The 15,305-nt window shown below is 70.9% G+C and carries 10 protein-coding genes; 6 read left to right on the top strand and 4 right to left on the bottom strand.

All coding sequences use genetic code 11. The annotated features are described in order from the left end of the window. Positions 1-5: 5 nt before the first annotated feature. Together ACAV_RS15385 and ACAV_RS15380 are read right to left on the bottom strand one after the other, a co-directional pair. A complete protein-coding gene (locus ACAV_RS15385) occupies positions 6-533 on the bottom strand; it encodes a hypothetical protein (protein WP_244875476.1) in 528 nt (175 codons plus the stop codon). Beyond that, the gene (locus ACAV_RS15380; RefSeq protein WP_013595494.1) at positions 534-1,322 is read right to left on the bottom strand and encodes an IclR family transcriptional regulator; all 789 of its coding nucleotides are present in this window, start codon (positions 1,320-1,322) and stop codon (positions 534-536) included. It lies immediately after the preceding gene. A 213-nt stretch (positions 1,323-1,535) separates the two neighbouring features. On the opposite strand from ACAV_RS15380, the gene ACAV_RS15375 reads away from it, so the two are divergent. The 4 genes from ACAV_RS15375 to ACAV_RS15360 all read left to right on the top strand — a co-directional run bounded on the left by ACAV_RS15375 (position 1,536) and on the right by ACAV_RS15360 (position 6,863). Beyond that, positions 1,536-2,519 carry a tripartite tricarboxylate transporter substrate binding protein gene (locus ACAV_RS15375; protein ID WP_013595493.1) on the top strand — a complete coding sequence of 328 codons (984 nt, stop codon included), beginning with the start codon at positions 1,536-1,538 and terminating at the stop codon, positions 2,517-2,519. Positions 2,520-2,599: 80 nt separating this feature from the next. Next, complete coding sequence (locus ACAV_RS15370) at positions 2,600-3,391, top strand: enoyl-CoA hydratase/isomerase family protein (protein ID WP_013595492.1); 792 nt, start codon at positions 2,600-2,602, stop codon at positions 3,389-3,391. A gap of 4 nt (positions 3,392-3,395) precedes the next feature. Beyond that, positions 3,396-5,504 carry an acetate--CoA ligase family protein gene (locus tag ACAV_RS15365; RefSeq protein ID WP_013595491.1) on the top strand — a complete coding sequence of 703 codons (2,109 nt, stop codon included), beginning with the start codon at positions 3,396-3,398 and terminating at the stop codon, positions 5,502-5,504. Positions 5,505-5,522: 18 nt separating this feature from the next. Then, positions 5,523-6,863 carry an MmgE/PrpD family protein gene (locus tag ACAV_RS15360; protein WP_013595490.1) on the top strand — a complete coding sequence of 447 codons (1,341 nt, stop codon included), beginning with the start codon at positions 5,523-5,525 and terminating at the stop codon, positions 6,861-6,863. Between the two features lie 8 nt (positions 6,864-6,871). Here the strand turns inward: ACAV_RS15360 and ACAV_RS15355 are convergent, their stop codons facing one another. Further along, complete coding sequence (locus tag ACAV_RS15355) at positions 6,872-7,966, bottom strand: mechanosensitive ion channel family protein (RefSeq protein ID WP_013595489.1); 1,095 nt, start codon at positions 7,964-7,966, stop codon at positions 6,872-6,874. 226 nt (positions 7,967-8,192) lie between these two features. Here ACAV_RS15355 and ACAV_RS15350 point away from each other — a divergent pair, with 226 nt between their 5' ends. Both ACAV_RS15350 and ACAV_RS15345 read left to right on the top strand, forming a co-directional pair. Next, on the top strand, positions 8,193-13,061 hold the full coding sequence (locus ACAV_RS15350; RefSeq protein ID WP_041828795.1) for a PAS domain S-box protein: 4,869 nt from the start codon (positions 8,193-8,195) through the stop codon (positions 13,059-13,061). A gap of 55 nt (positions 13,062-13,116) precedes the next feature. After that, positions 13,117-14,244, top strand: coding sequence for a response regulator (locus ACAV_RS15345; protein ID WP_013595487.1), 1,128 nt, complete (start codon positions 13,117-13,119; stop codon positions 14,242-14,244). 40 nt (positions 14,245-14,284) lie between these two features. Here the strand turns inward: ACAV_RS15345 and ACAV_RS15340 are convergent, their stop codons facing one another. Next, positions 14,285-15,244 (bottom strand): inositol monophosphatase family protein, encoded by a 960-nt coding sequence (locus ACAV_RS15340; RefSeq protein ID WP_013595486.1) that lies wholly within the window; start codon positions 15,242-15,244, stop codon positions 14,285-14,287. Positions 15,245-15,305 lie beyond the last annotated feature (61 nt).

The following is a 15,305-nucleotide window of genomic DNA, read 5'->3' as shown; positions in this document are numbered from 1 at the left end:
TCGCGCTACGCCCCCGGGCGTCCGAACCTGTCGAACGCGGCCGTTGCCCGCTGGCCCGCACGCCCCATCAGGAGGAATTCAGCCGGGCCTTCTCCGCCTTCGCGCAGCCGTACGCGCGCATTTCCGGAATCCGCGATGGATTCCACTGTCTGCAGTTGCTGCCAGGGAAGCGTGATGGACGGGCTGTGGAAAAAGACGAACCATGGCGCGGACAGCGACAGCCCTTCAGGTCCCGTGGCCACGGTCAGGCAATTGGCGTAGTGGATCGGCAAGCCGTGCACGCGCCCCATGCGTGCCGAGGCGAAACGGACGGTCTCTCCACTTGGCGGCGGGTGCTGCGGAAAGCGGTCGGCGAGCGCCCGCCACCCCGAACGTGCGGCGAGCATCCGGCAGGCGTTGAGCCAGAGCAGGGGCAGGAGCAGCAGGAACCAGAGCGTGTTCATCAGGGAATTGTCACGGCGGATTGCGGAACGGTGGATTATTGGCGTTGTGCGGCCCCAGGGTTTTGCCCACAGGCTGCACAGCCCGTCCATTCACGCCAGGGCTCGCAGTACCTCATCCCGCAGCGCCAGCAGTGGGGCATGCAGCTCTTCCACGACCGCCTGTAGCGGGTCCGGGGTGGAGACGCTGAGGTTGAGCACGTAGATCGCATCCGGACCCAGCACCATCGGCGTGGCCAGCGCGACCACTTCCGGCTGCCATGCGGCGGCGCAGAAACCATGGCCGCGCACCGAGGCGCGGGCTTCTTCGATCGCGCGGGCGATGGGCGCCCAGGGCTGCGGGCCGCGGCGCTGGCGGAAGCTGCGCAACAGGGCCTTGCGGCGCGCTTCGGGCGCGACGGCGAGGTAGGCGCGGCCGAGCGAGGTCAGTTCCATTGGCACGCGCTGGCCGGACACGACGTGCCGCAGCACGATGCGGCGGCTGTAGCGGATGGATTCCAGATACACCATCTCGTCGCGGTCGGGCGCGGCCAGGCCGACGTTGATGCGCCGGCTTTCGGCCAATGCGCGCATGGCCGGCGCGGCGGCCGCCAGCACGCTGGAGCCGCTGCGCATGGCGTGGGCCAGGCTGAGCACGGCGGGCGCGAGGCGGTAGGCGCGTTGCTGCACGTCCAGCTGCAGCATGCCGGCGCCCACCAGGGTCTGGGTGAGGCGGCTCACCGTGGCTTTCGAGAGCCCGGTGCGTTCGGCGAGTTCGCCGTTGCCGAGCAGTTCGGAGCCGGGCCGGAAGGCGCGCAGCACCTCCATGCCGCGCTCCAGCGAGCGGTTGGCGGGCGAGCGTCCGGGCTTGTCGGGAAGGATGGCGGAGCGGGCGGTGTCCATGGCCGGAGTGTCACCCGTGCAGCGGCTCCCGTCGCGAAGACCGGGCAGAGGAAGGGGCGTTTCTGGCCTGGGGCAGTTTCAAAGAATGGAATTGGTGCCTTCCCAATCTGCGGGGCGGGCCTCAAGCTTCGGGACCAGGAGCCGGGCATTGGAGCCACGGCCCGGAAGGCCGGAGCCCCGTGGCATCCGCCGCAGAACCAGGAGACAAAGACCATGCCCGCATTGCTTGCCGCCCGCCGGGGCGCGCTGTCCTTCGCGCTGTGCGCCGCCGTCCTCGCGGCCGCTGCCAGCCCCGCTCTCGCGGCCTTTCCCGAGAAGCCCGTGCGCTTCGTGGTGCCGTTCGCTCCCGGCGGTGGCACCGACCTGATCGCCCGCACGTTGGGCGCGGAGATGTCCAGGGAGCTGGGCCAGCCCGTCATCGTGGAGAACAAGCCGGGTGCCGGCACGATGATCGGCACGGACAACGTGGCCAAGAGCGCGCCGGACGGCTACTCCGTGGTGGTCGCGTCGTTCGCTCATGCGGTCAACCCGGCGCTGCAGCCGAAGCTGCCCTACGGCAGCAACAAGGCATTCGCGCCGGTGATCCTGGTCGGGCGCGGCCCGAACGTGCTCGTGGTGCGCCCGGACAGTCCCTACAAGACGGTGGCGGACGTGCTGGCCGCCGCCCGTGCGCAGCCCGGCAAGCTGACCTTCGCCTCGCAGGGTGCGGGCACCTCGGCGCACCTGGCCGGCGAGATGTTCGCCAACCTGACCAAGGTGCGTCTCAGCCACATTCCCTATCGCGGCGCCGGCCCGGCGCTGACCGACCTGCTGGGCGGGCAGGTGGACATGATGTTCGCCACGGCAGCGGCCGTGTCCCCGTTCATCGACGGCGGCAAGCTGCGCGCGCTGGGCGTCACCACTGCCGAGCCCTCCGCCGCCTTCAAGGGGGTGCCTGCCGTGGCCGCCACGGTGCCGGGCTATCTGGTGGAGAGCTGGTACGGCCTTTATGTGCCCGCTGGCACGCCGGCGCCGGTGATCGAGCGGTTGAACGCCGCGGCGCGCAAGGCGGCGCGTTCGCCGGACTTCGTGCGCAAGATCGAGCACGAAGGCCTGGTGATCAACGCAGGGGATCCGGCCGAGCTGGACACCTACGTGCAGGCCGAGGAGCAACGCTGGGCCCGCATCATCCAGCAGAACGGCATCAAGCCCGACTGATGGGCCCTGCGCTCGAACCACCGTTCATTCATCAATCCCCCCAATCACTCAATCGACGACCGGGCCCACCCGGCAACACCATGGACTACGCATTGATCGATCTGCAGGTCGCCGGCACGGTGGCGACCCTCACCCTGAACCGCCCGGACAAGCGCAACGCGATGAGCGACGACATGCGCACCGAGTTCTGCGATGCGCTGGAGCGCGTGGCGGCGGACAAGGCCATCAAGGCGCTGGTGCTGACCGGCGCGGGCAAGGGCTTCTGCGCGGGCGGGGACATCAGCGGCATGCACAAGCGCATGAACGCGCCAGCCGGGGAGGTGGGTTTCAACGGCTGGCACCGGCAGCAGCGGGTGCACCACGTGCAGGCCCTGCTGCACACCTGCCCCAAGCCGGTGATCGCCGCGGTGAACGGTGCAGCCTCGGGCCTGGGCGCGGACACGGCGCTGGCCTGTGACTTCATCGTAGCGAGCGAGTGGGCCAGCTTCACCTGGTCGTACATCCACCGCGGCATTATCCCGGACGGCGGCGGCATGTACTTCCTGCCGCGCCGCGTGGGCCTGCCGCGCGCCAAGGAACTGATCTTCACCGGCAGGCAGGTGAAGGTGGACGAGGCCCTGGCGCTGGGCATCGTGGACCGCAAGGTGCCCGCTGATTCACTGCTCGCCGATGCGCAGGCCTGGGCGCAGGAGCTGTCCGCGGCATCGTCCACGGCGCTGGCGCTCACCAAGACGATCCTGAACCAGAGCTTCGAACTCTCGTCGCACGACGTGTTCGCGCAGGGCAGCCAGGCGCAGGGCATCTGCTACACCAGCAGCGAGCACCGCGCCTCGGTGGAGGCGTTTCTGGCCAGGACGGGCGGCAAGGAGTGATGCGATGAGCGAAGCGATCGAAAAACTCCTGTCGCCGCGCAGCGTGGCCGTCATCGGCGCGTCGGCCGATCCGGGCAAGACCTCCGGCCGGCCGGTGGCTTACCTGCGCAAGCACGGTTACGCAGGACGCATCCTGCCGGTGAACCCCAAGGTGGACCGCATCGGCGACCTGCCGTGCTACCCCGACGTGGCCTCGCTGCCCGAGGTGCCCGACGTGGCCGTGGTGCTGCTGGGTGCCGAGCGCGCGCACATGGCGGTGAAGGAGCTGGCCGGGCGCGGCTGCGCGGCGGCCATCGTGCTGGCCAGCGGCTACACCGAGACGGGCGAGGAGGGGGCGCGCCGCCAGCAGCAACTGCTGGCGGCCGCGGGCTCCATGCGCATCCTGGGGCCCAACACCATCGGCCTGGTCAACCTCACGGACGGCATCGTGCTCTCGCCCTCCGGCGCGCTCGAGATGGACGAGTTTCCGGTGGGCAGCATCGGCGTGGTGTCGCAAAGCGGCGGCATCCTCGGATCGCTGCTGTCGCGCGCTGCGGCGCGGGGCATCGGGCTGTCGAAGCTGGTCGCCACCAGCAACGAGGTGGACCTGGAGCTGGCAGACTTCATTGACCACCTGGCGGACGACCCGGCCACGCAGGTGATCGCGCTCTACATCGAGACCGTGCGCCATCCGGCGCGCTTCCGTGCGGCGTGCCTGAAGGCGGCACGCGCCGGCAAGCCGGTGGTGGCGTTCAAGATCGGGCGCTCCGAGGCCGGCGCCCAGGCGGCCGTCTCGCACACGGGCGCGATGGCCGGCGCCGACCGCATGTACGACGCGCTGTTCCGGCAGGCGGGCGTAATCCGCGCGAAGAGTTTTTCCGACCTGCTGGCCATTCCTGCCGCGCTCGCGACCGGCCGTCGGCTGCACGGGCGGCGGGTGGCGATCCTCACCTCCACGGGCGGCGCGGGCACGCTGGTATCCGACGACCTGGGCGTGGCCGGCTTCGAAACCCCCGCGCCTGATGCCGCCACCGCGCAGGCGTTGCGCGACCTGCAGACCGGCAGCGAAGCGGTGCTGGACCGCAACCCGATCGACGTGACGCTGGCCGGGCTGCGGCCGGACCTGCTGCGCGGGGCAATCCGCGCGCTGCTGGCCAGCCCCACCTATGACGCGTTGGTGATCATCGTGGGCTCCTCCAGCCTGGCCATGCCCGAGCTGCTGGCCGGCGCCATCCAGGATTGCCTGCCCGAATCCGGCAAGCCCGTGCTGGCCTACGTGAGCCCGCACGCACCGGAGATCGGCGCGCTGCTGATGCATCGCGGCGTGCCGGCCTTCGCCGCCGCCGAGAGCTGCACCGCGGCGCTGGCCGGCATGCTGCAGGTCGCTGCCTTCCGGGAACCCGCCCGGGCGGCGGTGCCGCCAGCGTCCTCTGGCATGGCCGGCATGGAGCATCTGCCCGCCGGCGCGCTGGACGAAGCCGAGGCCAAGGCCGTGTTCGCCCGCTTCGGCGTGCCCTGCGCGCCCGAGCGCGTGGTGCGCACTGCCGCGGAGGCGGAAGCCGCCGCGCTCGAACTTGGCGGGCGCGTGGTGCTCAAGATCCTGTCGTCGCGCATCACGCACAAGAGCGATGTGGGCGGCGTGGCCGTGGGCCTCGCGCCGGAGGCGGTCGGAGAGCGGCTCGGCCGCATGGCGGACGAGGTCGAGGCCCGGGCCGGCGAGCGCCCGGAGCGCTTCCTGGTGCAGCAGATGGTGGCCGGTGGCACCGAACTGATCCTCGGCCTGCACCGCGACGCGCTGGGCACGGCCGTGCTGCTGGGCATGGGTGGCGTCACGGCCGAGCTGTTCCAGGACACGGCCCTGCGCCTGCTGCCCGAGCGGGACGGACGCCTGTGCCCCCTGGCCCCTGAAGACGCGCTGGACATGGCGCGGTCGCTCAAGACCTGGCCGCTGCTGGACGGCTTCCGTGGCCGGTCCCGGGCCGATGTGCCCGCGCTGGTGCAGGCCATCGTCGCCTTCTCCGCCATGGCGGCCGCACTGGGCGAACGGGTGGCCGAGGCCGAGATCAACCCGGTCTTCGTGCTGGCGCAAGGGCAGGGCGTGTGCGCTGCCGATGGCGTGCTGGTGCTGGGCTGAGCCATGGAGAATCGCCCCATGCACCCGATCGACGTTTTCGCGCGCTCCGCCTCGGAATTCCGCGACGGCCGGCTGAGCGGCGAGGTGCTGCACCACGCCAAGCGCGCCGTGATCGACTGGCATGCTGCGCTGTTCCCGGGGCTCGATGCCGACCCGGTGCCCCGGTTGCGCCGCGTGCTCGCCGACGACCTGGACCGCGGCGGCGCCCGGTTGCCCGGCGGCCGTGCTGCCACCTGGCGCGCCGCGGCGCTGCTCAACGGCACGGCGGCGCATGCGGCCGAGGTGGACGACAGCTTCCGGGACGCCATGTACCACCCCGGCGCGGCCACCGTCGCCGCGGCGCTGGCGACGGCGCAGCAGCTCGGGACGGACGGCCTCGGCTTCCTGCGCGGGGTGGTGATGGGCTACGAGGTCTCCACCCGCATCGGCGTTGCGCTGGGCCGGGCGCACTATCGGCACTGGCACAACACGGGCACCGTCGGTACCTTCGGTGCGGCTGCGGCCACCGCCGGGCTGCTGGGGCTGCACGGCGCACCCTTCGGCCACGCGCTGGCCACGGCCGCCACTTTCGCCGCGGGCCTGCAGCAGGCGTTCCGGATGGACTCGATGTCCAAGCCGCTGCATGCGGGCCGGGCGGCCGAGGCGGGCGTGCTGGCCGCGCAACTGGCGGCCGAGGGTGTCACCGGATCGCGCGACGTGCTGGACGGCGACGCCGGGCTGGGCCGCGCGATGAGCGACGGTCCGGATTGGAGCACGGTGGGCGACACGCTGGGCCGCGACTTCCACATCACGCGCCTCACCTTCAAGAACCACATCGGCTGCGGCCACACCTTCGCCGCGATCGACGCTGCGCTGGAACTCGTGCGCCGCCACGGCCTGCGCCCGGCCGGCATCCGGCGCGTCCGTGTGGCTACCTATGGCCCCGCCCTGGACATTGCCTGCCACCAGGAGCCCGCCACCGAAAACGAGGCCCGCTTCAGCCTGCGCTTCGTGGTGGCTACGGCGCTGGTGCACGGCAGCGTGCGGCTGGAGGCCTACACGCCGCAACGCCTGGCCGACGCGGACGTTCGCGCGATGATGGAGCGGATCAACGCCGTGGTGGACCCGGCAATCGATGCCGCCTTCCCGGCCCGCCGGTCCGCGCGCGTGGAGATCGAGACCATGGGCGGGGAACTCCACGCCTGGCTGCAGCCGGACCGCAAAGGCGATCCGGAACTGCCGCTCTCCGACACGGAGCTGGACGGCAAATTCCTGGAACTGGCTTCCCCCGTGCTGGGCGCTGCCGGCGCGCGGGCGCTGCTGGCGCGGCTCTGGTCCCTGGATGCAGCCCCGGAGGGAGCGCTGGCGCGCCTGTTCTGACCGGGCCTTCAGCCCGTCTGTCCGCCCGCCACGTTGCCCTGGGACGCTGGCATCATCCCGTTGCCTTCCGACACCAGCGCCCGCGTCTGCGGCAGGCCCTCCGGGTACTCGCGTTGCATGAATGCGACAAGCGCTTCCCGCACGCGGCAGCGCAGGTCGAACGCCAGCCCCGAGGAGCGGGCCGACACCAGCACGCGGATCTGGATGGTGCGCTCGGTCACATCGGTGAGTTGCAGTACCTTCACGCGCTGGTCCCACTCCGGCGCTGTGGCCAGGATGCGGTCCAGTTCCTGCCGCAGCGGCTCCAGCGGCATGCGGTAGTCGGCATACAGGAAGACGGTGCCGAGGATGGCCGAGCTGGTGCGCGTCCAGTTCTGGAACGGGTTCTCGATGAACCACTGCAGCGGGATGATGAGCCGGCGCTCGTCCCAGATGCGCAGCACCACGTAGGTGCCGGTGATTTCCTCCACCCGGCCCCATTCGCCCTCCACGATGAGCACGTCGTCGATGCGGATGGGCTGGGCCAGCGCGATCTGCAGTCCGGCGATCATGTTGCTGAACACCGGCCGGGCTGCGATACCGGCCACGATGCCGACGACGCCCGCGGAGGCCAGCAGGCTGGCCCCGACCTGCCGCGCGCCGGGAAACGTCATCAGCATCAGGGCGAGGGCGGCCATCACCACGCCCGTCATGGCGGTGCGCGACAGCACCCGCGCCTGGGTGGCGATGCGCCGCGCCGCGAGGTTGTCCTCCACGTCGGCCGGGTAGCGGGCGATCACCCCGTCGGCCAGGCCGCCGATGCCGGCCACCAGCAGCCAGGCCACGGCCGCGATCAGCGCCAGCCCGCCCGTGTGCCGGACGGTGCCGATGTAGGGTTGCGCATCGTTCGCCGCCACCCAGACGACCTGCAGTGCCGCCAGGGGCAGCAGCACCCGCGCCACGGGCACGCAGGCCTGCACCACCGTGTGCAGGACGGGCACGCCACGCGTGGCGCGCAGGGCCACGAGGGCCGCGATGCGGTGCACCACCGCGGCGGCCGTGACGGCGATCAGCGCCGCGACCGCCGTCGCCACCCAGGGAGAGAGGTGTGTAAAAAAATCCATGCTTTGTTACCTTTTGCCATACTGTGGGCTCCATGTGCGCGTGGCCCATCCACGTGTGGTGTGTTTCCTGCCGTTTGCGAAGGTTCAAAGCGACTGTGCCTGCCGAAACCCCTCCTGTTCCTGTGGCCCCCCCGCGGCAGGACTTGCCGCGGCGGCACCGCCTGCGGCATGGTCCGCCGGGTCGCTGTGGGTTGGGCGGGTTGGCGTTCCGGGAGCGTCCATGCGCATGAGCCCGCGCCTGGGCAGCCTGTCCGCGTTGTTCGACAAGGTGGCCCAGCGCGACGGCCAGTGGCTGCGGGGCTGGGCCGTGGTAGTGGTGCTGTCTGCCATCGGCGCCTGGCTGGCGGTGGCCGCCGTGGCGGAATGGCGGGAAGCCGGCCGCGCGCAGGAGCGGGAGGGCCTGCTGGGCCATGCCGCCGAGGTGCTGATGGGCCAGACCGCCGGCAGCCCGCTGCTGGGTGCGGTGGCCCTGCTGGGCCTGAGCGAGCCCGCGCTGAAGGCCGTCGCGCTCGGCACGCTGCCGCCCAACGCGCCGGAGGCGCTGGCCCGCCTGGCCGTGGTGCGCGGCCGTTTCCTGTTGAGCGGCGTGTACGTGCTGAATGCCGGCGGCCGGGTGGTGGCGCACGAGACGCCAGCCTCTCCGGCCCTCGGGATGGATCTGTCCCACCGGCCCTATTTCCTGCAGGCGATGCGCGGCGCGGTGAACGTGTATCCCGCGCTTGGCTCGAATTCGCAGGACCGCGGGCTGTACTACGCGGCGCCGCTCTACGAGGGCGATACGCCCGCGAGCGTGATCGTGGGGGTGGTGCTGGTGAAGATGTCCTTCGAGCCGGTGGAAACCCAGCTGCAGCGCTCGGGCTACCCGATGGCGCTGCTGTCGCCGCAGGGCGTGGCCTTCGCAGCCACGCAGCCGGAGTGGCGCTATGCCATCGCGCCGCCGCTGACGCAGGAGCGCATCGACGCGATCCGGCGGCAGCGCCAGTTCGGCACGCTGTTCGACAACGGCGTGGCGCAGGCCCTGCCGTTCCGTCCGGATGCGCGCGAGGCCGTGGTGGGGGGCGTTCGCTATGCGGTGGAGCGCCGCAATCTCGAATGGCACGACCCGGACGGCCCGTGGCAGCTGGTGATGCTCGACGACCTGCATGCGCTGCTGCCTGCGCCGCAGCGCTGGCAGATCGGCGTGGGCGTGTTCGCGCTGCTGGTGGTGCTGGGCGGCATGCTGCTGGACATGATGCGCCACCGGGCGCGCATGGCGCTGGCGATGGAGCGCTTCCGCGTGCTGGGCGCGGCGCTGCAGTCCAGCCCCGTGGCGGTGGTCATCACCGATGCCGAGGGCCGCATCGACTGGGTCAATTCGCAGTACGAGGCCAATACGGGATACAGCCTGGACGAGGTGCGCGGCCGCAAGCCCTCGCTGGTGGCCTCGGGGCAGACGCCGCCCGAAACCTACCGGCAGATGTGGTCGCGGCTGATCGCGGGCCTGCCCTGGCGCGGCGAATTCATCAACCAGCGGCAGGACGGCACGATCTACCACGACGAGGCGACGCTTTCGCCGGTGTTCGACGACCGTGGCCGGCGCATCGCGATCGTGGGCCTGCACGAGAACGTGACCGAGCGCATCACGGCCCACCAGGAACTGCAGCGGCGCGAGCGCGAACTCAATGACGCGCTCGCGCAGCAGACGGCCATCTTCGATAACGCCCCGCCCGTGCTGATCGTGGCCGACGACCGCCTGCTGCGCTTCAACCCCGCCTGCCTGGAGCTGCTGGGCGTGCAGCCCGGGCAGCTGGAGGGGCGCAGGGTGGAAACCATCTTCGGCGGCGAGGAGCTCCACCGGCGCTTCATGGCGCGCATCGAGGGCCGGCTGGAAGCCGGTGAATCCGTGCGGGAGGTCGCGCGGCTGGTGCGCCGGGACGGCACGGTTTTCGAGGCGCGGCTTTCGGGCCGCCTGCTGCCGCTGCAGGGCTACGCGCATGCCTGCATCTGGGTGGTCGAGGATGTCACCGAGGCGCGGCGCGCCGAGGCAGCCATGCGCGAGATGAACGAGCGCCTGATCCTGGCGCAGGAGGCCGGCCGCGTCGGTGTCTTCGACCTCGACCTGGCGCGCGACCACCTGGTGTTCAGCGAGAAGCTCGGGTCCCTCTACGGGTTGCCGCACCGGCCCCAGGGACTGCGGCTGGTTGACTGGATGGACAGCCTGCACATGGAGGACCGGCCGCGCGTGCAGGCGCGCCTGGATGCCGCCCTGGCAGGAAGAGCCACCGGCCTGCAGGATTCCTGGCGCGTGGTGCGTCCGGACGGCAGCGAGCGCTGGCTGCTGTGCTCGGCGCGCATCGAGCGGGATGCCGAGGGGCGGGCGCGGCGGCTCATCGGCGTGCAGGTGGACGTGCATGAGCAGAAGCAGCTGGAAGCCCGCCTGGCGGACCAGCTCGCGTTCCAGCAGGCGCTGGTGGACGCCATTCCGATCCCTCTGTTCCACAAGGACGGGGACGGGCGCTACCGGGGATTCAACCGGGCCTACGAGGAAGCCTTCGGCATCCGCCGGGAGGACTTCCTGGGCAAGACGGTGCACGAGGCGGGCTTCCTCAACCAGGCCGAGCGCGCCGAATTCGAGGCCGACGCCCGCACCATCCGCGCCGGCGGGCCGCCGATCCACAAGGAGGTCGATCTCACCTATGCCGACGGAGAGATCCACCACACGCTGTTCTGGATGCACGGCTTCCAGCGGCCCGACGGATCGCCCGGCGGCTCCATCGGCACGCTGGTGGACATCACCGACCGCCAGCGGGCCGAGCGCGAGCTGCGCCGGGCCAAGGAACTGGCCGAGGAAACCACGGCGCTCAAATCCAACTTCCTGGCCAACATGAGCCATGAGATCCGCACCCCGATGAACGCCATCATCGGGATGTCGCACCTCGCGCTCAAGTCGGGGCTCACGCCGCGCCAGGCCGACTACGTCGCCAAGATCCAGCAGGCCGGCCAGCACCTGCTGGGGGTGATCAACGACATCCTGGATTTCTCGCGCATCGAGGCCGGCAAGCTGGTCGTGGAAAAGCAGCCCTTCATGCTCGACCGCGTGCTGGAAGGCATGGCCGACGTAGTGGGCTACAAGGCCGGCGTGAAGGGGCTGGAGCTGGTGCTCGACGTGGCTCCCGACGTGCCGCCCCACCTCGTGGGCGATGCCCTGCGGTTGGGCCAGATCCTCATCAATTTCGCCAACAACGCGATCAAGTTCACCGAGCGCGGCGAGATCCACGTGCGCGTGCGGGTGGTGGAGCGCCACGGCCGGCGCGTGCTGCTGCGCTTCGAGGTGCGCGACACGGGCATCGGCGTGGCGCCCGAGCAGATGGGCCGGCTCTTCCAGAGCTTCCAGCAGGCCGATGCCTCCACCACGCGGCGCTTCGGCGGCAGCGGCCTGGGGCTGGCCATCTCCAAGAACCTGGCCGAGCTCATGGGCGGCGAGGTGGGCGCCGAGAGCGCCGTGGGCGAAGGCTCGACCTTCTGGGTCATGCTGCCGCTCGAATGCGCGGAGAGCGCGCTGCACGCGCCGCCCCTGCCGCCCGCGCTGCGCAACGGGCGCGTGCTCATCGTGGACGACAACCACACGGCCGCCGCCGTGCTCTCGGAAATGCTGCGCAACATGGGCTTCGAGACCCGAGAATCCCATGCGGGCGCGCAGGCGCTGGACATGCTGCGGGATGCCGCGGCGGACGGCGAGCCCTACGGGCTGCTGCTCATCGACTGGCGCATGCCGGGCATGGACGGCATCGAGCTGGCCCGGCGCATCCACGAACTGGGCCTGGACCAGGCACCGCAGATGCTCATGGTCACGGCCTACGGCCGCGACGAGATCATGCCCGCCGCGCGGGAGCAGGGTATCGAGACGGTGCTGGTCAAGCCGGTGAGCGCGTCGCTGCTCTACGACACCCTGGCGCAGCCGCTGGCCCACGGCTGGCTGCCGGCCCACGCGCACCTGGCGCGGCCCGACGACGACCAGCCGCCACCGCAGCTGCGCGGCGCCTCCGTGCTGCTGGTGGAGGACAACGAACTGAACCAGCTCGTGGCCGTGGAGCTGCTGCGCGGCGCCGGCTTCATCGTGGACGTGGCGGCCCACGGGCAGGCGGCGCTGGACTGCGTGGCGCACACCGAGTACGACGTGGTGCTCATGGACATGCAGATGCCCGTGATGGACGGCGAGACGGCCACGCGCCGCCTGCGCACCGATCCGCGGCACGCGCGCCTGCCCATCATCGCGATGACCGCGAACGCGATGGAGGCCGACCGGCGCCGCTGCTTCGAGGCCGGCATGAACGACCACGTTCCCAAGCCGATCGAGCCGGGCATGCTCTGGCGCGCGCTGGCCCGGTGGGTGCGCCCGCGGCCGGGCATCGGCATCGGCGGTGCCGTGGGCGACGCGCCGCCGGCCGGTGCGGGGCAGGGCGGGGCGCCGGAGGCGCTGCCGGGCGGCGTGGAGGGGCTGGACATTGCCGCCGGCCTGCAGCGCGCCCTGGGCCGGCCTGCGCTCTATGGCGACCTGCTGCGGCGCTTCATGGACGGGCAGCGCGACACCGCCGCCGCCCTGCAGGCCGCGCTGCACGGCGGGGACCGCGGCGTGGCAGAGCGGCTGGCGCACACGCTCAAGTCGGTGGCCGGCAACATCGGCGCCATACCGCTGGCACACGCTGCGCACCAGCTGGAACAGGCGCTGCGCGCCGACGGGGCCGGGGGCGATGTCTCCGCCCAGGCCCTGGTGGTGTGCGACCGGCTCGATGCCCTGCTGCTCGGCCTGGCGCAGTGGCGCCTCGCGGGGGCGCAGCCGGGAGCGGCCCAGGCGGGTGCCGCGGCGGCGGCCGATGCCTCCGACGGTGGCACCGAGGCCGCGCAGCAATCCGCGCTCGCGCAGCTGCGCACGCTGCTGCGTGCCGACGATCCCGGTGCCGTGGAGTTCCTGCAGCAGCAGGCCGTGCTGCTGCGCCGCGCCCTCGGGCCCGGTTTCGCCGCCGCGGAAACGCACATCCGCGATTTCGATTTCGAGCATGCCCTGGCGGTCATCGACGCGCCGCCGGAGCCTTCCATCGTTTCCGGCGCCGCGTGAGGCGGGCCGATCTCCGCGCCGCAGGCCATCCGAAAGACACAGGCTCAGCACCACCATGGACACTTCCCTGCTCTCCGATGACCCCATGCTCAAGGACCGGACCATCGCCACGGTGCTGGTGGTGGACGACACCCCCGACAACCTCGCGCTCATGGCCACGCTGCTGCGCGACCATTACCTCGTCAAGGTGGCCAACCACGGCGAGAAGGCGCTGCGCATCGCCCAGTCCGACGCGCCGCCCGACCTGATCCTGCTCGACATCATGATGCCCGGCCTGGACGGCTACGAGGTCTGCCGGCAGCTCAAGGCGCATCCCGCCGCGCGCGACATTCCCGTCATCTTCCTGACCGCGCGCAGCACGCCGGAGGACGAGCGGCGCGGCCTGTCGGTGGGCGCGGTGGACTACATCACCAAGCCGATCAGCCCGCCCATCCTGCTGGCGCGGGTGCACACCCACCTCACGCTGAAGGCCACGGCGGATTTCCTGCGCGACAAGAGCGCCTACCTCGAGCGCGAGGTGGCCCTGCGGACGCTGGAAGTGCAGGCCATCCAGGACGTGACCATCATGGCCATGACCTCGCTCGCGGAAACGCGGGACAACGAAACCGGCAACCACATCCGGCGCACGCAGCTCTACGTCAAGGCCCTGGCCGAGCGGCTGGCGCGCCATCCGCGCTTCGAGGCGGTGCTCAACGAGCGCATGATCGACCTGCTCTACAAATCCGCGCCGCTGCACGACATCGGCAAGATCGGCATTCCCGACAGCATCCTCCTCAAGCCGGGCAAGCTCACCGCCGAGGAGTTCGAGGTCATGAAGACCCACACCACGCTCGGCCGCGACGCCATCGAGAACGCCGAGCGGCGGCTGGGCATGCGGGTGGCGTTCCTGAGCGTGTCCAAGGAAATCGCCTACAGCCACCAGGAGAAGTGGGACGGCAGCGGTTACCCGCTGGGGCTGGCGGGCGATGCGATTCCCGTCTCGGCGCGGCTGATGGCGGTGGCCGACGTGTACGACGCGCTCATCAGCAAGCGCGTGTACAAGCCGGCCTTCTCGCACGAGCAGGCCTGCACCACCATCATCAAGGGCCGCGGAGCCCATTTCGACCCGGACATGGTCGATGCCTTCGTGGACCTGGCCGAGGATTTCCGGCAGATCGCGCTGAAGTACCCGGATCCGGATTGAAGCCGTGCCGGGCCGTAAGCGGCCGGCACGGCGACAGCTTTCAGAACGGTGCGCGCGGCGCCGCTTCTCCGCCGTGGGCTTCGGGCGCCTCCTGCGGGAGCTCCGCGTCCATATCGCCATCCGCCGCGACCGCCTCTCCGGCCGGCGTGTCGTTGCGCACGGCCTGGCGCACCGCGGCCTTGTCGCCCGCGCTGGCGAACTTGCTGTACTTGGAGAGGATCGGCACGAGCTGGCCGTAGATGCGGGGCGTGGCCGCCAGGCACTCGCGTTGCTCCAGGAAGTCGGCCTCGCCCGTGAAATTGCCCACCAGGCCGCCGGCCTCGGTCACCAGCAGCGAGCCGGCCGCCACGTCCCAGATGGACAGGCCCGTCTCGAAGAAACCTTCGGTGAAGCCGGCCGCCACGTAGGCGAGGTCCAGCGCGGCCGCGCCGGGGCGGCGCAGGCCGGCCGTGCGCTGCATCACGTCGGACATGATGTGCAGGTAGGTCTTGAAGTTGTCGCCCGGGCGGAACGGGAAGCCGGTGGACAGCAGGCTTTCCTTGAGCTGGGTGCGCTTGGACACGCGGATGCGCCGCTCGTTCAGGTAGGCGCCGCGGCCCTTGGTGGCCGTGAACAGGTCGTTGCGCGTCGGGTCGTAGATGACGGCCTGCTCGACCTTGCCGCGCACCATGAGCGCGATGCTCACGCAATAGACGGGAAAGCCATGGATGAAGTTGGTGGTGCCGTCCAGCGGGTCGATGACCCAGATGAATTCCGAATCCTTCGCGCCGTACTGGCTGCCCGATTCCTCGGCGAGGATGCCATGGCCCGGATAGGCGGTGAGCAGGGTCTCGATGATGGCCTGCTCGCTCGCGTGGTCCACCTCGGTCACGAAGTCGTTGATCTGCTTCTGCGAAACGCGCACCGCCTCGACGTCAAGCGCCGCGCGGTTGATGATGGCGCCTGCGGCGCGAGCGGCCTTGATGGCCACGTTGAGCATGGGGTGCAGATTGGACGACATGAATTGTGAGGAAGGAGCTGGCGCCGCAGGGGACGGCAAGGGCAATTGCCCGGCGATGCGG

This window comes from Paracidovorax avenae ATCC 19860, assembly GCF_000176855.2.
In the GTDB taxonomy this organism is placed as follows: Bacteria; Pseudomonadota; Gammaproteobacteria; order Burkholderiales; family Burkholderiaceae_C; genus Paracidovorax; species Paracidovorax avenae.
Note: the sequence above shows the minus strand (reverse complement) of the source record. Positions and strands in the feature narration are given on the sequence as shown.